Source organism: Roseovarius sp. AK1035 (assembly GCF_003288315.1).
GTDB lineage: Bacteria > Pseudomonadota > Alphaproteobacteria > Rhodobacterales > Rhodobacteraceae > Roseovarius > Roseovarius mucosus_A.
Map to the genome: position 1 here is coordinate 3,636,606 of NZ_CP030099.1, position 22,304 is coordinate 3,658,909.

The following is a 22,304-nucleotide window of genomic DNA, read 5'->3' on the forward strand; positions in this document are numbered from 1 at the left end:
GACGGAAATCTATGCGGTTTTTTGCTGAGCATGGGCGATTTTTGTGCCCAACACCCATTGGGCGGCAACACATCCTTAGCCCCGTGCAGATGCTGCGCCGCGGCATCCGGATCACGCAGCCCTTGATTCGGATCGGCAACCTTAAGCGTTCGCACGACACCACTGGTGGACATTTCGCCACATCCGCCCCATGGTGCGCCGGGCACCGCGAGGACAGGTATGACGGCACGACAGATCATCATCGACACCGATCCCGGTCAGGATGACGCGGTGGCGATCCTCTTTGCCTTGGCCTGTCCCGAGGCGTTCGACCTGCTTGGCCTGACCTGCGTGGCAGGCAACGTGCCGCTGGATCTGACCACGCGCAACGCGCGCAAAATCTGCGAACTGGCGGGCCGCCCCGATCTTGCGGTCTTTGCCGGATGCGACCGGCCCCTTGGCCGCGCTCTGGTGACCGCAGAGCATGTGCATGGCCGCTCTGGCCTGGATGGCCCCGACCTGCCCGAACCGACCATGCCGCTTCAGGACCAGCACGCTGTCGATTTCCTTATCGACACCCTGCGCGCGCGCCCCGCTGGCACGATCACGCTGGTGCCCATCGGCCCGCTCACCAATATCGCTACAGCCTTTCAGCGCGCGCCCGACATAATCGCGCGCGTGCAGGAAATCGTGCTTATGGGCGGGGCCCATGCCGCGCATGGCAATGTGACCCCGGCGGCAGAATTCAACATCCATGTCGACCCCGAGGCTGCCGCCTGCGTGCTCGCCTCTGGCGTGCCACTGACCCTGCTGCCACTCGATGTCACGCATCAGGCATTGGTCACCCCCGCCCGCAACGCCGCCTTTCGCGCCATCGGAACCCCGGTGGGCGAGGCTGTCGGCGCACTGACCGGGTTTTATGAACGCTACCGCCCCGAACGCCACGGCGCGGATGGTGCACCGCTGCATGATCCCTGCACGATTGGCTGGCTCTTGCGCCCCGATCTTTTTACCGCCCGCCACGTCAATGTGGAAATCGAGACGCACTCGGAATTGACCATGGGCATGACCGTGGTGGATTGGTGGGCTGTCACCGGTCGCCCCGCCAATGCCACCTTTGTTCACGATATCAACGCGCAGGCCTTCTTTGACCTGCTCACTGAAAGGCTCGCGCGCCTATGACCGCCCTCACCCTCGCCCGGCCCGATGATCTGGACCGGCTCTTGTCTCTGGTCGCCGCCTTTCACCAAGAGACCGGCATTGCCCAGTCCGAGGCCACCCGCCGCGCCGCACTTTTGCCCATGCTCGAAGGCAGCCCGCATGGCGTGACCTACCTCATCGGACCGGGGCGTGCGCCAATCGGCTATATCGTCATCAGCTTTGGCTGGTCGGTCGAATTCGGCGGACTCGATGGATATGTTGATGAATTCTACATCCGGCCCAGCGTGCGCGTGCGCGGGCGCGGCATCGGCTCGGAAGTGATGATCAGCCTGCCCAAGGCCCTGGCCGGTGCCGGATTAAAGGCGCTGCACCTTGAAGTGCGGCGCGACAATGACAAGGCGCGCGCGCTCTATCGCAAGCTGCGTTTCGAACCACGCGACGCCTACAGCCTCATGACCTGTGCGCTCTAGACTTTCGCCTGCTTGACCCTAGGTAAACCTCATGACTCTCGTGATCCCGTTTCAAAACAGCTATGCTGATCTTCCTGCGCGGTTTTACACGCGTCAGACAGCCCTGCATGTGCGCGCCCCCCGCCTCATCCGGTTCAACCGGGATTTGGCCGCAGAACTGGGCATCGCAGAGGTCCCAGACCCCGAACTTGCCGACGTGTTTTCCGGCAATCAGGTGCCCGAGGGTGCCACCCCTTTGGCGCAGGTCTATGCCGGGCATCAGTTTGGCGGCTTCTCGCCGCAACTGGGTGACGGGCGCGCGCTGCTCTTGGGTGAGGTGATCGACCGCAACGGTCAGCGCCGCGACATTCAGCTCAAAGGCTCTGGCCCCACCCCCTATAGCCGGATGGGGGACGGGCGCGCGTGGCTTGGCCCGGTGCTGCGCGAATATGTGGTGTCCGAGGCGATGCACGCCCTTGGCCTGCCCACCACCCGCGCCCTCGCCGCCGTTGAAACCGGCGAACAAGTCTACCGCGAGGCGGGCGGCCTACCCGGCGCGGTGCTCACGCGCGTGGCCTCCAGCCATCTGCGCGTTGGCACATTCCAGTTTTTCGCCGCCCGGCGCGATCTTGACGGGCTGCGCACGCTCTATGACTACACAGTGGCCCGCCACTACCCACATGTCGAAAGCCCCGCGCATCTCTTGGCCGAGGTGATCCGCGCACAGGCGCGCCTTGTGGCGGGCTGGCTCTCGATCGGGTTCATCCACGGGGTGATGAACACCGACAACACGGCAATTTCCGGCGAGACGATCGACTATGGCCCCTGCGCCTTTATGGATACCTATCATCCGCAGACCGTGTTCAGCTCGATTGATACGCGCGGCCGCTACGCGTATGACAATCAGGCGCATGTGATCGTCTGGAACATGGCGCAACTGGCCACCGCTCTGGTGCCGCTCATGCCCGATCAGGACGAGGCGATCGAGGATTTCACCGCCCTAGTGCATGCCATGCCCGACCAGATCGAGGCCGAATGGCGCCGCGCCTTTGGTCGCAAGATCGGCCTTGCCGAGGCAACAGCACAGGATGCCCCGCTCATCGCTGACCTGCTGGCGCGCATGGCCGAGGGGCGGGCGGATTTCACCAATACCTTCCGGGGCCTCATCGACGGCACCGCACGCGATCAGTTTCTCGACCGCGCCACCTTTGACACATGGGAGCCGCTCTGGCGTGCCCGTATCGCGCAAGAGGCCAATCCAGAGGCGGTGATGCGCGCCGCCAACCCGGCCTACATCCCCCGCAATCACCGGGTTGAACAAATGATTGAGGCCGCCGTTGCCGGCGATTACGCCCCCTTCGAGCGGCTGCTCGACGTTTTGGCGCGCCCCTACATAGATCAGCCTGATGCCGCCGATCTCAAACGCCCGCCTACCCCGTCAGAGGTGGTGGAAAATACCTTCTGCGGCACATGAAAAACGCCGGGGCATGCCCCGGCGTTCTTGTCTTGATCAGGCTGCGTTCGACCGCGCGCCACCACCGCCGCCCCCGGGCTTGCGCCGACGACCACCGCCCGCGCCCGGCTTGCCCTGCTGGCCACCGCCGGAAAATCCGCCACCGCCGCCTGTGCGACGCCGTGGACCACCCCGCCCCGTGGCGGGCTTGGGCGACTTCGGATCAGGCAGCACTTCCCACGGACGGCCCGAGGCAACGGGGATCGTCGTGCCCAGAACCTTTTGAATATCCTTCAACTCGCCCATCTCGTCGGGCGCGCAGAATGCAATCGCCGCCCCGTCCCGGCCGGCCCGCGCGGTCCGTCCGATCCGGTGAACATAGTTGTCAGGCACATTCGGCAATTCGTAATTATAGACGTGTTTGACATCCGGAATATCCAGACCTCGCGCCGCCACATCGGTCGCCACAAGGATTTTGACATGCCCGTCACGGAACGACTTGAGCGCGCGCTCGCGCTGGCCTTGGCTCTTGTTGCCATGGATTGCCGCCACGCTGTAACCGGCCTGCTCCAACCGCTTGGCCAACTTGTCCGAGCCATGCTTGGTACGACCAAAGACCAACGCCAATTCGCTTTTGTGCTTGGCCAAAAGCTCGATCAGCAGATCGGGCTTGGCGGCCTTGGCAACAAAATGCACCTCTTGCGTGACCTTGTCAGCGGCCTTGCCCGGCGGGCTGACCTGCACCCGCTTGGGATGCTTGAGATAGCTACCGGCCAACTCTTCCATCTGCTTAGGCATGGTGGCCGAAAACAGCATCGTCTGCCGCTCCGCCGCCAAAAGCCCCGCAATCCGGCGCAGCGCATGGATAAAGCCCAGATCAAGCATCTGATCGGCCTCATCGAGCACAAGGAAATGCGCCGCATCCAGACGCACCGCGCGCCGGTCAATAAGGTCAAGCAACCGCCCCGGCGTCGCCACCAGAATATCAGTGCCCTGCTCCAACCGCTTGATCTGCGGATTGATAGAGGCACCCCCCACCACAAGATTGATCTTGATCGGGCTGTCCTTAACCAGTGGCAACAACGCGTCACGGATCTGGCTGGCCAATTCCCGCGTCGGTGCAAGGATCAGGCTGCGGATGGTCTTGGGCGCGGGCTTGCCCGGTGCCTGCATCAACGCCGTAATCAGAGGCAGGCCAAAGGCCATGGTCTTGCCGGTGCCGGTCTGCGCAAGGCCCAGAACATCAAACCCGTTCAGCGCATGCGGGATCGCATGGGTCTGGATCGGGGTCGGTTCGGTGATGCCTTCGTTGGCCAGCTTGCGCACCAAAGCAGCAGGCAGGCCCATTTCGTCAAATAGGTTCAAGTCGTATCCTTTCAGGGGCGCGAGGACATCCCGCAGCCCGTCACAGGCAGTGATACACACCGCCCGGTCGTCGTGGTTGCACCCGCCCGCAGCCAAGGGGCCGCATGCCCCCTGCACTCTGACAGGTGTTTGGCCCCACGCGTGATTTTGGGATCATCCGCGACATTTCATAAGATACGCCTGTTTCAGGCAGTGCTGCTCACGCGGCAGGAAATGTCGGTTGACGTTCATATGGCGGTGCAGCACGCAGAAGTCAAGCACAGCGTCGCCTTTTGCCTGCCGCACCGCCACGACCGAGGATCGGCATGGGCCAGAGAGGCAATCAACATGAGGGTTGTCAGCAAACCAAGAAAGCGGGGCAAGCGCCGCCTGTCATAGCATCGGTCACAGCCCAAGATGCGCATATCGCAGGTGTCAAACCAGCCCACCCCACGCGCCTGAAACCGGGTCTCAGCCCCGCCGTGCCTCGCTCAGCGCGCGGTCCCACAACCGGTCGCGCATCAACCGGCGAAACGCGCGCTTGATTTCTCCGCTGGCATCCCGCGTGTAGCATCGCCCATGTGTCAGGATCAGCTGCTCTGGCCCCCAATCCAGCATCTGCTCCACCAGATCCCCAACCGCCTTGCGCCCGCCCAAACGCTGCGCAAGCCCCATAGGCGGTTTGCCATCACTGTCGTCAATCCCGGCCAGCCAGATCAGCGGGCGTACCCACACCGGCAACGGCGCGGTCTCTACCGCCATGATCAGCCGTGACAGAATCGCAGAGCGGCTGGCCTGATGTAAAAACGCGACCTCGGTTTGCGCGCCTTCCAGCACAAGCGGCTTGATCTCACGCGCCCAAGTGGCGGTTGTCACCTCGGCCCCGCGCCAGATCCGCGCTGACGGATAGGCCGCCTGCCACGCGGGCAGATGCGCCAAAACCGGCGCCTGCGGCACAACGATATGCGCCACACGGCCCCGCTCTGCCAGCCAAGCCCGCAAATCATCCGACAGCGGCACCGGCGCATGGACCCATAAGTCGCCCGAGGGCAATTCAATCACAACTGTTCGCAGCGGCATCGAAACGCCGCCGCGCCACGGCACTGCGGCCCCCACAATACCCCAGACCCCCTTGGCAAGAGACTCCGAAGTGAACGTGGGGGCAGCCGTCATGCCTAGTCGGTCACTGTGACGCGTGTCATCACATCGGGCTGGCCAACCACGGCCCCATTGGGCCCGGTGCCGCGCTTGATCGCATCCACAATCTCAAGGCCCTCAGTGACTTGACCAACCACGGTATATTGCCCGTTCAGGAACTCACCCGCATCAAACATGATGAAGAACTGGCTATTGCCGCTGTTGGGATCTTGGCTGCGCGCCATGCCCACTACCCCGCGCAAGAATCGCTCGTTCGAGAATTCAGCCTTGAGGTCGGGGCGCTCACTGCCCCCCATCCCCGCGCGGCCCATATCACCACCCTTGAGCTTGCCAAACTGCACGTCGCCGGTCTGCGCCATGAATCCTTCGATCACCCGGTGAAACACGACCCCATCATAGGCCCCCTCAGAGGCGAGCGCCGTGATCTGTTCCACATGCCCCGGCGCGATATCCTCATAGAGGTCGATCTTGACAGTGCCATTGGCCTCGCCCGCAATCTCGATTTCCAGCCCCGTCGCCAGCGCCGGACCCGCCAGCAGGCTAAGTGCGACAGCAATCTTATACATCTGCGGCCACCTTGACGCTGATCATCCGGTCCGGGCTCGCCGGCGGCTCGCCGCGCGTGATGGCATCGACATGCTCCATGCCCGCGATCACCCGGCCATAGACCGTGTATTGACCATTCAGGAAATGGTTGTCGCTGAAATTGATAAAGAATTGGCTGTTCGCCGAATTCGGGTTCTGGCTGCGCGCCGCCCCCAGCGTGCCGCGATCATGCGGGATCTTGGAAAACTCGGCCTTGAGATCGGGCAGCGTGCTGCCCCCGGTGCCCGCCCGGCGCGGCTGATAGTCCTTTTCCATATTGCCATGTTCCACGTCGCCAGTCTGCGCCATGAACCCGTCGATCACGCGGTGAAAGGCCACGTTGTCATAATGCCCGGCACGGGCCAGTTCCTTCATCCGCTCGCAATGGCCCGGTGCGATAGCCGGCAAAAGCTCGATGGTGACAGTGCCACCCTTCAGCTCCATCAGAATGGTGTTTTCGGGGTCCTTGATCTCGGCCATGGGGCTCTCCTTGGTAAATATGCCATGATACCTAGGCGGTTCCCACACGATTGCCAAGCACAGAGGTTGACGCTGGCAAAGACCCGCGCCAATAGAAGCGCGACCAGATTTCGGGAGGCCTGAGGCATGAGCTGGAAAACCCTTGACGACATCGATCTGACCGGCAAGCGCGTGCTGGTGCGCGTTGATATCAATGTCCCGGTCGAGAATGGCCTTGTGACAGACGCGACCCGCATCGACCGCATCGCGCCCACCGTCACCGACATTCTCGCCAAGGGCGGACGCCCGATCCTTCTCGCGCATTTCGGACGGCCCAAGGGCAAGGTCGTGCTCGACATGTCGCTGCGCGTGACCGTGCCCGCGCTCGAGGCCGCCTTGGGCCGCAAGGTGCGGCTGATCGAAACGCTGGAAGGGGCCGAGAACCTAACCGACGAGGCGCTCGCCTCTGATGTGCTGCTTCTCGAAAACATCCGCTTTCACCCCGGCGAAGAAGCGAATGATCCCGCCTTTGCCGCGCGTCTGGCACAACTGGGCGACATCTACTGCAACGATGCCTTTTCCGCCGCCCACCGCGCCCATGCCTCAACCGAAGGCTTGGCGCGGCATCTTCCGTCTTGCGCAGGCCGCCTGATGCAGGCCGAATTGCAGGCGCTCGAGGCGGCTCTTGGCACGCCCAAACGCCCTGTCGTGGCCGTCGTCGGCGGGGCCAAGGTCTCGACCAAGCTCGACCTCTTGGGCAATCTCGTGGCAAAGGTGGACAGCCTCATCATCGGCGGCGGCATGGCCAATACCTTTCTCGCCGCCATGGGCCTCGATGTGGGCAAATCGCTCTGCGAACATGACATGACCGCCACCGCCCGCGAGATCATGCTCAAGGCAGGGGATGCAGGCTGCAAGATCGTTCTGCCCGCCGATGTGGTCGTCGCACGCGACTTTGCCGCCGGTGCCCCGCATGAGGTGGTGGGCGCCCATGCCTGCCCGCCCGACGCCATGATCCTTGACGCAGGCCCTCAGGCCGTTGCGCGCATTATCGCCACGCTCGATGCCGCCAAAACGCTGATCTGGAACGGCCCGCTGGGTGCCTTTGAAATCGCCCCCTTCGATACCGCCACCAACGCCGCCGCCTCCCATGCCGCCCAACTCAGCCGGGCGGGCAAGCTCATCTCCGTCGCAGGCGGTGGCGATACCGTGGCCGCCCTCAATAAATCCGGTGCCGCCGAGGATTTCACCTATATCTCGACCGCAGGTGGTGCCTTTCTGGAATGGATGGAAGGCAAGGATCTGCCTGGCGTTGCAGCACTCAAGGCCTGAGTGCCACCCGGCCACCACCTGTTAGCGCCACCACGATTGCACAGCCCGCGCCCCTCGCCTATGAGGGCGCGAAACCGTGTAGTCCTTCAGGGGTGTCCCATATGACCAAGACCGAACAGGCCAACAAACTCCGCGCAGGTCAGGGCTTTATCGCCGCTCTCGACCAATCCGGCGGCTCCACCCCCAAGGCCCTGCGCCTCTACGGCATCGAGGAAAGCGCCTATACCTCCGAGGCGGAAATGTTCGATCTGGTGCACGCCATGCGCGCACGCATCGCTCAGGCCCCGGAGTTTACCGGCGACAAGGTTCTGGGCGCGATCCTGTTCGAAATGACCATGGACCGCGACATCGGCGGCAAACCCTCGCCCGCCTTCCTCTGGCAAGAGCGCGGCGTGGTCCCCTTTCTCAAGGTCGACAAGGGACTGGCCAGTGACACCGATGGCGTCAAGCTGATGAAACCCATGCCCGATCTCGATCCGCTCTTGGAGCGCGCGGTCAAGGCGGGGATTTTCGGCACCAAAATGCGCTCGGTGATCGACGCGGCCAATCCCACCGGCATTGCAGCGGCGGTCGCCCAGCAATTCGAGGTCGGACAGCAAATTCTGGGCCACGGCCTCGTGCCGATCATCGAACCCGAAGTGACCATTTCGATCAAGGACAAGGCCGAAGCCGAAACCCTCCTGCGCGCCGCCATCCTCGCGCAGCTTGACGCGCTGCCCGCCGATCAAGAGGTGATGCTCAAACTCACCCTGCCCGAAACCGCAAACCTTTACGAAAGCCTCGTCAACCACCCCCGCGTGCTGCGCGTCGTGGCGCTCTCGGGCGGCTATAGCCGGGAAGAGGCCAACGCGCGTCTGGCGCAAAATCGCGGCGTCATCGCGAGCTTCAGCCGCGCCCTGACCGAAGGTCTCTCGGCCCAGCAATCAGACGCCGAATTCAACGCCACCATCGCGAAATCCATCGACGACATCTACCGGGCCTCCATCGCGGGCTAATCGCCCGCGCCTTTCATCTGGCCCAAAATACCTCGGGGGAGTCCCGGATAAAATCCGGGACGGGGGCAGCGCCCCCACCCCGCCCTTACCCCTTCGCGCGCTTGGCCTCGGCCACCACTTTTTCCGCCAGATCGCGCGCAATACCAAAGGCCCCCTTGATCCGGTCGCTCTCGCCCGCCCAATCGCGGCGCACCACGATTTTGTTGTCGCGCACCTTGGCCAAACCCCGCTCATTGGTGATGAACTCCACCAAGCCCTGCGGCGAGGCGAATTTGTCGTTGTGAAACTGGATCGTGGCCCCTTTCGGCCCGCCATCGAGCTTGGCAATGCCAGCGCGTTTGCACATCGCCTTGATCCGCACCACCAGCATCAGCATGTTGACCTCGCGCGGCAACTTGCCGAACCGGTCAATCAGTTCAGCGGCAAAGCCTTCCAACTCCACCTTGGTCTCCAACCCGCTCAGGCGACGATAGAGCCCCAGACGCACATCTAGATCAGGAACATACTCCTCGGGGATCAGCACCGGCACGCCCAGATTGATCTGCGGTGCCCATTGCTCATCAGCCTCCGACAGCCCCTCCATCTGGCCGGATTTGATCTTGGCAATCGCCTCTTCCAGCATGGATTGATAGAGTTCATAGCCGACATCGCGCATCTGCCCGGATTGTTCCTCGCCCAGCAGATTGCCCGCCCCGCGAATATCGAGATCCTGTGAGGCGAGCGTAAACCCGGCCCCCAATGTGTCGAGACTGCCCAGAACCCGCAGCCGCTTTTCCGCGCCGGGCGTCAAGGGCACGCGCGGCTTGGTTGTCAGATAGGCATAGGCGCGCGTTTTCGAGCGCCCCACCCGACCCCGGATCTGATAGAGCTGGCTCAGGCCAAACATATCGGCGCGGTGGATGATCATCGTATTGGCGGTGGGAATATCGAGGCCAGATTCAACAATCGTCGTCGCCAGCAGCACATCGTATTTGCCGTCGTAAAACGCGTTCATCCGCTCGTCGAGTTCCCCCGCCGCCATCTGCCCATGGGCGATGACATAGCTCACCTCGGGCACCTGCGTTTTCAGGAAATCCTCGATCTCGGGCAGATCACTGATGCGTGGCACGACATAGAACGACTGCCCGCCGCGATAATGCTCGCGCAACAGCGCCTCGCGCACGGTCACACTGTCAAACTCACTCACATAGGTGCGGATCGACAAACGGTCGACGGGCGGCGTGCTGATGATCGACAGGTCGCGCACCCCCGACAGCGACAGTTGCAGCGTGCGTGGAATCGGCGTCGCGGTCAGCGTCAGCACATGCACATCCGAACGCAACTGCTTCAACCGCTCCTTATGCGCCACGCCAAAGCGCTGTTCCTCGTCAATGATCAAGAGCCCAAGGTTCTTGAACCGTATCCCCTTGGCCAAGAGGGCATGGGTGCCCACGACAATATCCGCCTCGCCGCGCGCCATGGCATCGCGGGTCTTGGCCGCCTCTCCCGCCGACACAAACCGCGACAAGGGCCGCACATTGACCGGAAAGCCGCGGAACCGTGACGCAAATTCCTGATAATGCTGCCGCGCAAGCAGGGTTGTCGGCGCAATCACCGCCACCTGTAGCCCCGACATCGCGGCAACAAAGGCCGCGCGCATCGCCACCTCGGTCTTGCCAAAGCCCACATCGCCACAGATCAACCGATCCATCGGCGCGCCCGATCCCAGATCGTTCAACACATCCTCGATCGCATGCAACTGATCGTCGGTCTCTTGATAGGGGAACCGCGCGGCAAAAGCCTCCCAGGCGTGATGTTCCGGCTCGATCACCGGCGCGCTGCGCAGCGCCCGTTCGGCCGCTACCCGGATCAGACGATCCGCCATCTCGCGGATACGCTCTTTAAGCCGCGCCTTCTTGGCCTGCCACGCGCCGCCGCCCAGACGGTCAAGCAGGCCCTCTTCATGGCCGTATTTCGACAAGAGCTCGATATTCTCGACCGGCAGATACAGCTTGGAGCTTTCGGCATATTCCAGCACGAGGCATTCATGCGCCGCCCCGGCGGCGGTGACCACCTCAAGCCCCAGATACCGCCCGATACCGTGGTCGACATGCACCACCAGATCGCCAACACTCAGGCTCTGCGCCTCGGTCAGGAAATTCTCGGCCCGGCGCCGGCGCGGCGCGCGGATCAACCGCTCGCCCAGCACATCCTGTTCGGAAATCACCGTCAGCCCCGGCGCGTCGAACCCGCTCTCAAGCGGCCAAACCGCCAAATGCAGCCCATGCTTGCCAATGCCCTTGGCGCTGCTCACCCCGACCGCGCCGATCAGTCCCTCATCTTCCAAAAGCCCCTCAAGCCGCTCGCGCGCGCCTGCGGAATAGGAGGCCACCAACACCGGCGCACGGTCGAGTTTCGCGCGAATATGATCCTTCAACGCGCTGAAGAGGTTTATGTTTTCCTGCTGCCGCTCCGGTGCGAAATTCCGCCCGATGCGCCCGCCCGCGTCAATCACCCCCGGCCCGGTCGCCTGCGGCAGCGCCGAGAATTGCAGCACCCGCCGCTCGGCCACCGCCGCCGTCCACGCGGCATCGTCGAAATAGAGCAGCCCCGGCTGCACCGGCTTATACACCGTGTCACCGCGCGATTTCTGGCTCAGCGCCAGATGCCGGGTCTCATACTGATCCGCGATACTCTCCCAACGCGCCAACCGCTGCGGCGTCACCTGCTCATCCAGCGTGATCGTCGCCTGAGGCAGATAGTCAAAAAGCCCCTCCAGCCGCTCGTGAAAGAATGGCAACCAATGCTCGACCCCGGCATGTTTGCGCCCGGCACTCACCGCCTCATAGAGCGGATCATCGGTGCCCGCCGCGCCAAATTCGATCCGGTAATTCTGACGAAAGCGGCGGATCGCTTCCTCGTCCAGAATAACCTCAGAGACCGGGGCCAGCTCTACTCGGTCCAATTTCTCGGTCGTGCGCTGCGTGCCCGGATCAAACCCGCGCACCCCGTCCAGCACATCACCAAAAAGATCAAGCCGCACCGGCCCGCCCTCACCCGGCGGATAGATGTCGATGATGCCACCACGCAGCGCATAATCCCCCGGCTCCGTGACGGTGGGCGCCTGCGTGAACCCCATCCGCACCAGAAAATCCCGCAATGCCTTTTCATCAATGCGCTCGCCCACTGCGGCCACAAAGGCCGCACCGCGCAACACCTCGCGCGCAGGCACCCGCTGTGTCGCGGCATTGAGCGTGGTCAATAGAACGAATTGCGACGGCCCCCCATGCGCCAGCCCCGCCAGCGTCGCCATCCGCGTGGCGCTGATCTCGGCATTGGGCGACACGCGATCATAGGGCAGGCAATCCCAGCCCGGAAAGGTAATCACCGGCATATCTGGTGCGAAAAAGCGCAACGCAGCCTGCATCGCCGCCATCCGCTTGTCATCGCGTGCCACATGCAGCACCGGCGCGCCGGTCTTGGCAACCTCAGCCAGAATGAGCGTCGCGTCAAAGCCTTCGGGCGCGCCGCCCACGGTGATATGTTGCGCCTTGGTCATGATCTTCCTGCATCTTGCGCGCCGTCAACTGCGCATGTCATCCCAGAATATTGGCGTTCATGTTCTGGTACATGCCCCACATCGCAGTCACGAAAATCGACAGCATACCGATCACCTGAATCACCAGACGATGCGTCTGAACCCGCTTGATCAAGGCAACACCCGTCCACCCGCGCGATGCGATGCGCTGCGCCAGCCGGATCGACAACCCCCAAACCAGCAACAGCGGAAAGCCCAGCAAAAACAGCGCCTGAGCGAATTCGCTGTCATAGACAAATCCCAGCAACACCAGCGTGGTCATCAAGAACGCCGCAATCCCCGCCATCAACAGGCCGGATTCCTGCACCAGATACAGCAAGCGGTTGATATTGATCCGCACCATATCCTCGAAATCGGTCATCGCCTGCGCATTTTGGCCCTTGCGCGCGCGAATGGCCATGTCCCATGGCACCCCCAGAACCCAGTGGCTGGCCGAAGACCATGTCACCGCCAGCGCAATCCAGAACCACAGGTTGCTGAAAGACCGCATGTCGATCAACTCGAAAACCGTATCGTACCAGTCCAAGCCCGCGCCCCTCTTGCCGCATCATCGCCTCTCTTAGCGCCGGAGCGCGGCAATTCCTACCCTTGAGATGCGCGAATTTCCATGCCACTCAGTCAAGGTTGATCCAGCCAGAAAGACCGCCCATGCGCCCGACCCAAGCCGCCTTTCCCGCCACCCGCCTGCGCCGCACCCGCGCCACGCCCAGCATCCGCGCCCTTGTGGCCGAGAACACGCTGACAGCGGGCGATCTGATCTGGCCGCTTTTCGTGCGCGACGGCGACGGGATAGAAGAGCCGGTGCCCTCCATGCCCGGTGTCATGCGCCGGTCCATCGACCGCGTGGTCGAAGCCGCACAAGAGGCCGCTGACCTGGGCATTCCCGCCATCTGCCTCTTTCCCTATACCTCGACGGAAAACCGCACCGCCGATTGCGCCGAGGCCTGGAACCCCGAGAACCTCAGCAACCGCGCCACCCGCGCGATCAAAGCGGCAGTGCCGGGCATCACCGTGATGACCGACGTGGCGCTTGATCCCTATTCGGACACCGGCCATGACGGCTTTGTCGTGGATGGCGAGATCGTCAACGATTCCACCGTGACCGCGCTCGTCAAACAGGCGCTCAGTCAGGCCGAGGCGGGCGTCGATATCATCGGACCGTCCGACATGATGGACGGGCGCGTGGGCGCGATCCGCACGGCGCTCGAGGCGCATGGCTATCCCAATGTGATGATCATGTCCTATGCTGCCAAATACGCCTCTGCTTTTTATGGCCCGTTCCGCGATGCGGTGGGCGCGGCGAACGCGCTCAAGGGCGACAAGAAAACCTATCAGATGAACCCCGCCAACACCGACGAGGCCCTGCGCCTGATCGAGCGTGACCTGAGCGAAGGGGCTGATATGGTGATGGTCAAGCCCGGCATGCCCTATCTCGACATTTGTCGACGGGCCAAGGAAACCTTTGGCGCACCCACCTTTGCCTATCAGGTGTCCGGCGAATACGCGATGATCATGGCCGCCGCGCAGAACGGCTGGATCGACCGCGAGCGCGCCATGCTGGAAAGCCTCATGTGCTTTAAACGCGCCGGTTGTGACGGGGTGCTGACCTATTTCGCCCCCGAAGTGGCCCGGATATTGGCAAAAGGATAGCGCCCGCGCGCAGCATCCCGCCCATGACCGCAATCCATGGTGACATCAGCCCGCCTTGCCCCTATGCTGAGTAGCAGACCGGTATGAGACAAAAGACCGGCCCGAAACGAGGCAACAGACAGGCAATCCCATGAGCATTCTGACAAGACGCAATTTTACCCTTGGCCTGATGGCTGGCACGCCGCTTCTTGCGGCCTGTGGCAATGGCGTGGGCAGTTCCGGCGCGGCCACCATCGACGCGCGTGTCGATGCCACGCTGAGCCAGATGTATTCGCGCTACCCCAACACCCGGGACCTTGCAGACAAGGCCAACGGCATGCTCGTCATGCCGGTCGTGACCGAGGCGGGCTTTCTCGTCGGCGGCGGCTTTGGTCGGGGCGCGCTGCGCATCAACAATGTCACGGTCGATTACTATTCCGCGACCAAAGGCAGCGTTGGGCTTCAGATCGGGGCACAGCAATTCGCGCATGTGCTCTTTTTCATGACCCCCGATGCGCTCGAAAAATTCCGCCGCTCGTCCGGATGGGCGGCAGGTGCCGATGTGGAATATGTCTTCAACGACCGGGGCGAGAACCTGCGCGCCGAGACAACCACCTCCTCCAGCCCGGTGATTGCCGTGATCTTTGGTCAGGCCGGGGCCTTGGCGGGCGTGTCGCTTGAAGGCATGAAATACACCCGCATCATCCCCTGATATCGTTGCCCCTGACGCCGCGCGCCCTTGGGCGTGCAGGCGTCAGAGCGGCCAGAAGATCAGCAAGAGCGGCAGGCTAACCGCCACCACCAAAGCCTCTAGCGGCAACCCAAGCCGCCAGTAATCCCCAAACCGAAACCCGCCCGGACCAAGGATGAGCGTATTGTTCTGATGCCCAATAGGCGTGAGAAAGGCGCAAGAGGCCCCGATCGCCACCGCCATCAGGAAACTGTCCGGGCTCACCCCCAATGTTCCCGCAATGCCCAGCGCGATGGGGCACATCACGGCGGCGGTCGCGGCATTGTTCATCACATCCGACAGGAACATCGTGGTGATCAGGATCACGGCCAGCGCCGCAACCGCCTGCCCGCGCGCCACCTCTGCCACCAGAAATTCCGCCAGAACCCCCGCCGCCCCGGTTTCCTGCATCGCCCCCGCCACCGGGATAAGCGCGGCCAAAAGCACGATCACCGGCCAATCAATCGCCGTGTAGACCTCTCTTGGGGGCACCGTGCGAAACAGCATCGAGGCCAGCACGCCCAACGCAAAACTCGCCGCCGCTGGCAGCACACCAAACGTCACCAACAGGATCGCCATACCCATGATCGCCGTCGCCGTGATTGCCATCCGACGGCTTGGCAGGCGCAAATCGCGCGCCCCAAGCGGCACACAGCCGGTGTCATGGATGAATTCCGACAGCGATTCCGCCGGTCCCTGCATCAAAAGCAGATCACCCGAGCGCAGCTTGACCGACCGCAGCCGGGCACGCGGGGCCTGCCCCGCCCGTGCCACCGCCAACAGGTTCAGCCCATAGCGCGTGCGCAAATGCAGGTCGCTGGCCGACAGACCGACAATCGACGATGCGGGCAGCACCGCCACTTCACGCAGCACCGTGTCACGCTCATCGTTGGATTTGGCCTCCTCACTCGCCTCCTCCTCTGCGTCCACCGGTGTCGCGTCCTTGGCCTGTTTGACGTCTTCCTCCAGCGTCAGATCAAACACCGACAGCGTTTCCGCCAACGCCTCGACATCTGCCTCAAGCACCAGCACATCATGCCCCCGGATGCGCCGACCGCCATGCGGTGCCAGCAGGCGCACATCATTGCGCACCAGCGCGACCACCTGCGCATCAGAGCTTTCGACCTCCCGCTCAAAGGCACGCAGTGTCAGGCCAATGGCCTTGCTCTTCTCGCCGACCCGCACCTCGGTCATATAGGCCCCGGCGTCAAACTCTGATGCGCCCGCAGCCTTGCGCGCAGGCACAATGCGCCAACCGATAAACGTGATCGCCAGCACGCCCACAACCGCCACAGCCACGCCAATCGGCGCGAAATCGAACATGGCAAAGGCACCGCGCCCGGCGTCCTCGCGAAAGCCCGAGACGATAAGATTGGGCGGCGTGCCGACCAGCGTCGTCATCCCCCCCAAAATGGTGCCAAACGCCAAAGGCATCAGCACCTGCCCCGCTGGCATCTCAAGCCGCTTGGCCAGTTGCACCGCCACAGGCATCAAAAGCGCCATCGCTCCCACATTGTTCATGAACCCCGACAGCGCCGCACCCAGCGCCAAGATCGCCCCGATGCTCACCAACCGCCCCGCGTCGCGCGGCAACACCGTCCGTGCCAAAGCATCGACCGCCCCGGTATTCTGCAACCCTTGGCTCAGCACCAGCACACAGGCCACGGTGATCACCGCCGGATGCCCAAACCCGGCAAAGGCCTCTGCTCCCGGCACCAACCCTGTCACGACACAGGCCATAAGGGCGGATAACGCCACCACGTCATGCCGCAACCGCCCCCAGAGAAACAGCGCCATGGTCAGCGCCAGAATGCCAAGGATCATCATCTGTGCTGCGGTCATGCGCCTCTCCTGCGGGCGCACCCGGCCCTGCCAGAAAAAGACCACGCCAGCTTCGGGGCTTCAACCCGTCAAAGTCCCGCCCCGCCCTAGTGCAGCGTGAATTCACCTACGACGTTACGCCACTCCCCCGGCGCGATCAGCTTGCGATGGGTAAAGCGCACGGAATGCAACGGCCCCTCAATCTCGCGTTGCCAGAACTCGATAAAGCCAAAGAGCTTGGGATGGTCCGGCGCCAGATCAAAATCCTGCCACAGATAACTGTTCAGCACGTTGCGATAATCGGGCATCCGATAGAAAAATTCCGCCGTCGTCAGCCCATATCCCCTGAGCATCATTTCCGTCTCAGACATCTGCATGTGTCTCTCCTGTCACTGCCTGACAGACTCATGGTGCCAGAAATAAATTACTTTTCAATTAAAACAGTATGTTAGCACTCATGACTGCTGGCTGACAAAGGCAATTCCCCAGCCCCATTGCACCCTATATCCTGCCTCTGATATAGTCCTTTCAACAAGATATAGAGAATGATCACAGGACGGTCCCAAACGTGAGCGATACGCCTCAACCCCCTGAAAACATGGATGAAACCCCGCCAGAGCGGCCCGCCTATAGCGGCCCCTCCGTCTCGATCACCCATGAGATGAAAACCTCCTATCTCGATTACGCCATGAGCGTGATCGTCAGCCGCGCGATTCCCGATCTGCGCGATGGCCTCAAACCCGTGCATCGCCGCATCCTTTATGCCATGCACGAAAGCGGCAATACCCACGATAAACCCTACCGCAAATCCGCCCGCGCCGTGGGCGATGTGATGGGCAAATACCACCCCCATGGCGACAGCGCGATCTATGACGCGCTCGTGCGCATGGCGCAGGATTTCTCGATGTCCCTGCCCCTGCTCGATGGTCAGGGCAATTTCGGCTCGATGGATGGCGATAACGCCGCCGCCATGCGCTATACCGAAGTGCGGATGGACAAACCGGCCGCCTATCTCTTGGCCGATATCGAAAAAGAGACCGTCAATTTTCAGGACAATTACGACGGCAAAGACCGCGAACCCACCGTCCTGCCCGCCCGCTTTCCCAATATGCTGGTCAATGGCGCGGGCGGTATCGCCGTCGGCATGGCCACCAATATCCCGCCGCATAACTTGGGCGAGGTGGTCGATGCCACGCTGGCGCTGATCGACAACCCCGATCTCGAGAGCGAGGATCTGATCCAATATATCCCCGGCCCCGATTTCCCCACCGGCGGCCTGATGCTGGGCCGCTCCGGCGCGCGCAAGGCCTATCTCGAAGGGCGCGGCTCGGTCATCATCCGCGCCAAAACCCGCACCGAGGAAATCCGCAAAGACCGCTACGCCATCATCATCGACGAAATCCCCTATCAGGTGAACAAGGCCACGATGATCGAGCGGATCGCCGAGGCCGCCCGTGACAAGCGGATCGAAGGCATCGCGCATGTGCAGGACGAATCCGACCGCAACGGCGTGCGCGTGGTGATCGAACTGAAACGTGACGCCACCGCCGAGGTGGTGCTCAATCAACTCTACCGCTTTACCCCGATGCAGACCTATTTCGGCTGCAACATGCTGGCATTGAACGGCGGCAAACCCGAGCAATTGACGCTGCACCGGTTCCTGTCGCTCTTCATCACCTTCCGCGAAGAGGTGGTCGCGCGCCGTACCGCCTATGACCTGCGCAAGGCGCGCGAGCGCGCGCATGTGCTCTGCGGTCTGGCCGTTGCTGTGTCCAACGTGGATGAGGTGGTGGCCACGATCCGCGGCTCCATGGATGCCGCCGAGGCGCGCCAGAAACTGATGGAACGTCGCTGGCCCGCGGGCGACATCCTGCCCTATATCGCGCTGATCGACGATCCCAGCCACCCGGCCAATGCCGATGGCACCTATAACCTGAGCGAAGTACAGGCGCGCGCCATTCTCGATCTGCGCCTGCAACGCCTCACGCAACTGGGCGTCAAAGAAGTCACCGACGAACTCCAAGACCTCGCAGGCAAGATCAAGGAATACCTCGCCATTCTGGCCAGCCGCGAGCGGATCATGCAGATCATTTCCGACGAACTGCGCGAAGTGCGTGAACTCTTCGCCGTCCCCCGCCGCACCGAGATCGTGGACTGGTCCGGCGATATGGAAGACGAAGACCTCATCGAACGCGAGGATATGGTCGTGACCGTCACAAGTGGCGGCTATATCAAACGCACGGCGCTGGCCGATTTCCGCGCACAAAAACGCGGTGGCAAGGGTCTGTCGGGCATGGCCACCAAGGATGAAGACGTGGTCACCACGCTCTTTGTCGCCAATACCCACACACAGCTCTTGTTCTTCACCACCGGCGGTATGGTCTACAAGCTCAAGACATGGCGCTTGCCACTCGGCGGGCGCACCTCCAAGGGCAAGGCCATCGTCAACATCCTGCCCATTCCGACCGGCGTTTCCATCGCCGCGATCATGCCCGTGGACCGCCCCGAAGAAGATTGGGAAGACCTGCAAATCGTCTTTGCCACCTCGGCAGGCGATGTGCGGCGCAACGCGCTCTCGGATTTCACCAATGTCATGCGCAATGGCAAGATCGCGATGGACCTGCCCGAGGGCGTTGAACTGGTCAACGCGCGCATCTGCGGCCCCGAGGATGACGTGATGCTGGTCACCGATTCAGGCCGCGCCATCCGCTTCCCCACGACCGAGGTGCGCGTCTTCAAGGGCCGCAAATCCACCGGCGTGCGCGGCATCCGCCTGCTCGGCGATGACCGCGTGGTATCGATGTCCGTGATCCGCCATTTCGACGCCTCCGCCGATGACCGCGCCGCCTATCTCAAGATGCGCCGCCAATTGGCCGGGGCCGAGGACGACGGCACAAGCGATGACGAAGGCAATGCCGACGCCGCCCTCAGCGCGGAACAATTCGCGGAAATGCAGGCGGCCGAGAATCTGATCCTGACCATCACCGCGCGCGGCACCGGCAAACTCAGTTCCAGCCACGATTACCCCGTGCGCGGGCGCGGCGGGATGGGCGTGCAGGCGATGGACAAGGGCATGCGCGGCGGCACGGTCGTGGCCTCCTTCCCGGTCACGCTCGAAGACCAGATCATGCTCGCCACCTCCAAGGGCCAGTCGATCCGCGTGCCCGTCATGGGCATCTCCTTCCGCTCCCGCAGCGCAGGCGGGGTCAAGGTGTTCAACACCGGCGCCGGAGAAGAGGTGGTCTCGGTCGCCTGGATCGCCGAACAGGCCGAAGAAGACGAGACCGCAGAAGGCTGATCCCAGACGCGCGTCAGGGTATCATCACGCTCCGGCCCCATTTTCGCCGGATTTACAGTGATGATACCCTAGTCGCCTCGCGGCATGGTTGTATTTGTCTCACTTGGTTTCCGACCCCCTCACAGCGGATTCTCACATGACAACGCCCCTGCGCCAAAGCATGGACCAGACCGGCCTCAACCTGATCCGGATCGTGATCGGCTCGTATTTCCTTGCGCTCTCGCTCGATCTTGTCTCAGGGCTCGACGCCGCAACACTCTTTGCCGCCCTGCTGCCGCATGCGACGGCAGACTTGATCGGCTCGACCCTGCTCTTTTGCCTCAGCGCGGCGCTCATGGCCGGGCTGCAGCTCCGCCTCTGCGCGCTAAGCCTCGCCCTCTTGGTGTTCTGCTCCAGCCTCGTGCAAAACCTCATTATCGTCACCCCCGATAGCCTCTCGGCCTTTTGGCGCGATCTGACCTTGGCCACAGCGGTGCTGCTGACCTATCTCACCCTCGGTCCCGGTGCCCTGCGCCGCGCCTCGGTCCTCGCTCACCGCGCACGCCTACGCCGCGCCATGGCGCAACGGGCCATCAACCCCCGCCGCATCACGCCACAGACTGTGCAAAAACGGCCCGTTCAACAGGAAATACGCTCCGCCCTCGCCGCCTCCACCCTGTCGCGTCGCCCCGCCTCCCACGAGGACGACGCCGAAAACATCTTTGCGAATATCTGACGGGACCGGGGCCGCTTAACTCTGTCTCAACCATTGCGCTCCAGACTGGGCACGCCGCTGCTTGCACAGGATGCCTGGGAATGAACCTCTATTGCTGCATGATCGACCTCAAGCAGGATGCCAAGGCGCTGGCCTTTGCCGCAGCACTGGACGCGTGGCTTACACATCTCCACAGCCACGGCACCATCGGGCGCTGGCGCCTTTGCCGCCGCAAACTCAATCTTGCCGCCGATGCCTATGGTGATTTCCTGCTTGAAATCGAGGTTGAGGATCTGGCCCAGCTTGACCGCGCCTTTCGCCTCACCGGGGCGCAGGATGAAACAACAACCGTGCTGCATGACCGCGTGCATGCCCAGATCGCACAGTCCCGGTTTGCGCTCTACCGCCCTTTCCCGGATGCGGAAGGGGCCGAACGCATGTCCCTTATCTGACGCAGGCGATCATCTGGCCTGAAATACCTCAGGGGGTCCGGGGGACAGCGTCCCCCGCCTGCGCACCGGTGTTAGGCGTGCACCTTAATTCGCGACGTTATTCGCGGTCGAGGCAAAGCCAACCACCGTCCCAAAGAGGCCAAGAATGGTCTGGACGCGCGTGACCGGCGATTCGGTGGCCAGCAGCGTATCGCCCGGATTGATATGGAACTGGCGCGCCGCAAACAGACCATCCGCATTGGTGAAATCCAAAGAGAAAATCACCTGACGCAGCTCAGGGCCGGGCTTGTCGGGGTTGATGTGCTGCGGCTCATACTCGCGCAGCACCAAAAGACCCTTGGGATCGGCCCGCGCAGCGCTCAAGCCCCCCATGGCCGATACCGCCTCCATCGCCGTGATCCGCTCCTCCTCAAAGGGAATCACCTTCTGGCTGCCAGCGGCCCCCAGCACGTTGAAGGTGCGGTCATCCTCGGTCACGACGATCTGATCACCGCCCTGGACCAGCGCGTTGCGCGCCGGCTCGGCATAGAGCGTCTCGGCCCGCGTCTCAAACACCTGACCGCCGCGTTGCAGGATCACCAGCGGGTTATTCATCGTCGGCGCGATACCGCCCGCACTGGCCAAGACACTCAGAATACGGGTGTTGCGTGACAAAAGCGGATAGTTTCCCGGTGCCGCTACGCCCCCCACAACATCCACGGCATTGTTGCGGCCCGGCTCTACGGTCAACTGCACCTGCGCTGATGGCGCGATTTCCAGCAACCGCGTCTGCAACGTGGCGCGCGCCTCCGACTCGGTCATGCCACGCAGCGCAACCTCGCCAATATAGGGCATGAACACAGTGCCCGAAGACGAGACCGTCAATCCCTCAATCGGCGTCGAGCGCGATGCTTCGCTCGCCAGCAAAGAGTTTTCCTGATTGTCCCAGATCACCACAGCCAACCTGTCACCCGTCTGGATGATCGACGAATCCGGCCCGCGGCTGGCGGACAGCCAGTTATAGCTGCCCTTCCATCCCGAGGCCGGCCAGAGCGCCAACGCCGGAGTCGACCGGCGTGTGACCTCAACCACCTGAAACGTCGGCACCTTGTTGTCTTTCTCGGCCAGAACCTCGCTTTGCAAGGCGGCTCCTCGGGGCAGACTGCATGCCGCCAACGCGGCAAACATCATGATTCCGAGGATAACCCT

19 protein-coding genes are annotated in these 22,304 nt (G+C 62.7%); 10 read left to right on the forward strand and 9 right to left on the reverse strand.

Annotation, left to right across the window (positions count from 1 at the left end; all coding sequences use genetic code 11):
- Positions 1–219: 219 nt before the first annotated feature.
- The 3 genes from RAK1035_RS17355 to RAK1035_RS17365 are packed head-to-tail and all read left to right on the forward strand — an operon-like array spanning position 220 to position 3,063.
- Positions 220–1,161, forward strand: coding sequence for a nucleoside hydrolase (locus tag RAK1035_RS17355; protein WP_008282381.1), 942 nt, complete (start codon positions 220–222; stop codon positions 1,159–1,161).
- Positions 1,158–1,610 (forward strand): GNAT family N-acetyltransferase, encoded by a 453-nt coding sequence (locus RAK1035_RS17360; RefSeq protein ID WP_008282382.1) that lies wholly within the window; start codon positions 1,158–1,160, stop codon positions 1,608–1,610. The genes RAK1035_RS17355 and RAK1035_RS17360 overlap by 4 nt, the downstream gene beginning before the upstream one ends.
- Positions 1,611–1,641: 31 nt before the next feature.
- Positions 1,642–3,063 (forward strand): protein adenylyltransferase SelO, encoded by a 1,422-nt coding sequence (locus RAK1035_RS17365; protein ID WP_008282383.1) that lies wholly within the window; start codon positions 1,642–1,644, stop codon positions 3,061–3,063.
- A 36-nt stretch (positions 3,064–3,099) separates the two neighbouring features.
- On the opposite strand, the gene RAK1035_RS17370 is transcribed toward RAK1035_RS17365, so the two are convergent.
- The 4 genes from RAK1035_RS17370 to RAK1035_RS17390 all read right to left on the reverse strand — a co-directional run bounded on the left by RAK1035_RS17370 (position 3,100) and on the right by RAK1035_RS17390 (position 6,609).
- On the reverse strand, positions 3,100–4,389 hold the full coding sequence (locus RAK1035_RS17370; RefSeq protein WP_008282384.1) for a DEAD/DEAH box helicase: 1,290 nt from the start codon (positions 4,387–4,389) through the stop codon (positions 3,100–3,102).
- Positions 4,390–4,857: 468 nt separating this feature from the next.
- On the reverse strand, positions 4,858–5,559 hold the full coding sequence (locus RAK1035_RS17380; RefSeq protein ID WP_008282385.1) for a DUF4336 domain-containing protein: 702 nt from the start codon (positions 5,557–5,559) through the stop codon (positions 4,858–4,860).
- A gap of 2 nt (positions 5,560–5,561) precedes the next feature.
- Complete coding sequence (locus RAK1035_RS17385) at positions 5,562–6,110, reverse strand: peptidylprolyl isomerase (protein WP_008282386.1); 549 nt, start codon at positions 6,108–6,110, stop codon at positions 5,562–5,564.
- Entirely contained in the window at positions 6,103–6,609 is a 507-nt protein-coding gene (locus RAK1035_RS17390; protein WP_008282387.1) for a peptidylprolyl isomerase, read from the reverse strand. Before RAK1035_RS17390 ends, RAK1035_RS17385 begins: the two co-directional genes overlap by 8 nt.
- 126 nt (positions 6,610–6,735) lie before the next feature.
- Here RAK1035_RS17390 and RAK1035_RS17395 point away from each other — a divergent pair, with 126 nt between their 5' ends.
- Both RAK1035_RS17395 and RAK1035_RS17400 read left to right on the forward strand, forming a co-directional pair.
- Positions 6,736–7,920 carry a phosphoglycerate kinase gene (locus tag RAK1035_RS17395; protein WP_008282388.1) on the forward strand — a complete coding sequence of 395 codons (1,185 nt, stop codon included), beginning with the start codon at positions 6,736–6,738 and terminating at the stop codon, positions 7,918–7,920.
- Positions 7,921–8,021: 101 nt separating this feature from the next.
- Complete coding sequence (locus RAK1035_RS17400) at positions 8,022–8,915, forward strand: fructose bisphosphate aldolase (RefSeq protein ID WP_008282389.1); 894 nt, start codon at positions 8,022–8,024, stop codon at positions 8,913–8,915.
- Positions 8,916–9,000: 85 nt separating this feature from the next.
- Here RAK1035_RS17400 and mfd read toward each other — a convergent pair whose 3' ends face one another.
- Together mfd and RAK1035_RS17410 are read right to left on the reverse strand one after the other, a co-directional pair.
- Positions 9,001–12,453 carry a transcription-repair coupling factor gene (gene mfd / locus RAK1035_RS17405; protein WP_008282391.1) on the reverse strand — a complete coding sequence of 1,151 codons (3,453 nt, stop codon included), beginning with the start codon at positions 12,451–12,453 and terminating at the stop codon, positions 9,001–9,003.
- A gap of 37 nt (positions 12,454–12,490) precedes the next feature.
- A complete protein-coding gene (locus tag RAK1035_RS17410; protein ID WP_037298496.1) occupies positions 12,491–13,018 on the reverse strand; it encodes a hypothetical protein in 528 nt (175 codons plus the stop codon).
- A 122-nt stretch (positions 13,019–13,140) separates the two neighbouring features.
- Here RAK1035_RS17410 and hemB point away from each other — a divergent pair, with 122 nt between their 5' ends.
- Both hemB and RAK1035_RS17420 read left to right on the forward strand, forming a co-directional pair.
- Positions 13,141–14,142 carry a porphobilinogen synthase gene (hemB, locus tag RAK1035_RS17415; protein WP_008282394.1) on the forward strand — a complete coding sequence of 334 codons (1,002 nt, stop codon included), beginning with the start codon at positions 13,141–13,143 and terminating at the stop codon, positions 14,140–14,142.
- 130 nt (positions 14,143–14,272) lie between these two features.
- On the forward strand, positions 14,273–14,833 hold the full coding sequence (locus RAK1035_RS17420) for a YSC84-related protein (RefSeq protein WP_008282395.1): 561 nt from the start codon (positions 14,273–14,275) through the stop codon (positions 14,831–14,833).
- Between the two features lie 42 nt (positions 14,834–14,875).
- Here the strand turns inward: RAK1035_RS17420 and RAK1035_RS17425 are convergent, their stop codons facing one another.
- Positions 14,876–16,693, reverse strand: coding sequence for an SLC13 family permease (locus RAK1035_RS17425; RefSeq protein ID WP_008282396.1), 1,818 nt, complete (start codon positions 16,691–16,693; stop codon positions 14,876–14,878).
- An 86-nt stretch (positions 16,694–16,779) separates the two neighbouring features.
- On the reverse strand, positions 16,780–17,049 hold the full coding sequence (locus RAK1035_RS17430; protein WP_008282397.1) for an usg protein: 270 nt from the start codon (positions 17,047–17,049) through the stop codon (positions 16,780–16,782).
- Between the two features lie 221 nt (positions 17,050–17,270).
- On the opposite strand from RAK1035_RS17430, the gene gyrA reads away from it, so the two are divergent.
- The 3 genes from gyrA (at position 17,271) to RAK1035_RS17445 (ending at position 21,116) form a co-directional block, all read left to right on the forward strand.
- Positions 17,271–19,970: a DNA gyrase subunit A gene (gyrA, locus tag RAK1035_RS17435; protein WP_008282398.1), complete on the forward strand. Its 2,700-nt coding sequence runs from the start codon at positions 17,271–17,273 to the stop codon at positions 19,968–19,970.
- A gap of 136 nt (positions 19,971–20,106) precedes the next feature.
- On the forward strand, positions 20,107–20,685 hold the full coding sequence (locus RAK1035_RS17440) for a hypothetical protein (RefSeq protein WP_008282399.1): 579 nt from the start codon (positions 20,107–20,109) through the stop codon (positions 20,683–20,685).
- An 80-nt stretch (positions 20,686–20,765) separates the two neighbouring features.
- Positions 20,766–21,116 (forward strand): DUF6614 family protein, encoded by a 351-nt coding sequence (locus RAK1035_RS17445; RefSeq protein WP_008282400.1) that lies wholly within the window; start codon positions 20,766–20,768, stop codon positions 21,114–21,116.
- A gap of 84 nt (positions 21,117–21,200) precedes the next feature.
- Here RAK1035_RS17445 and RAK1035_RS17450 read toward each other — a convergent pair whose 3' ends face one another.
- The gene (locus tag RAK1035_RS17450) at positions 21,201–22,238 is read right to left on the reverse strand and encodes a polysaccharide biosynthesis/export family protein (RefSeq protein ID WP_232279239.1); all 1,038 of its coding nucleotides are present in this window, start codon (positions 22,236–22,238) and stop codon (positions 21,201–21,203) included.
- Positions 22,239–22,304: the final 66 nt, after the last annotated feature.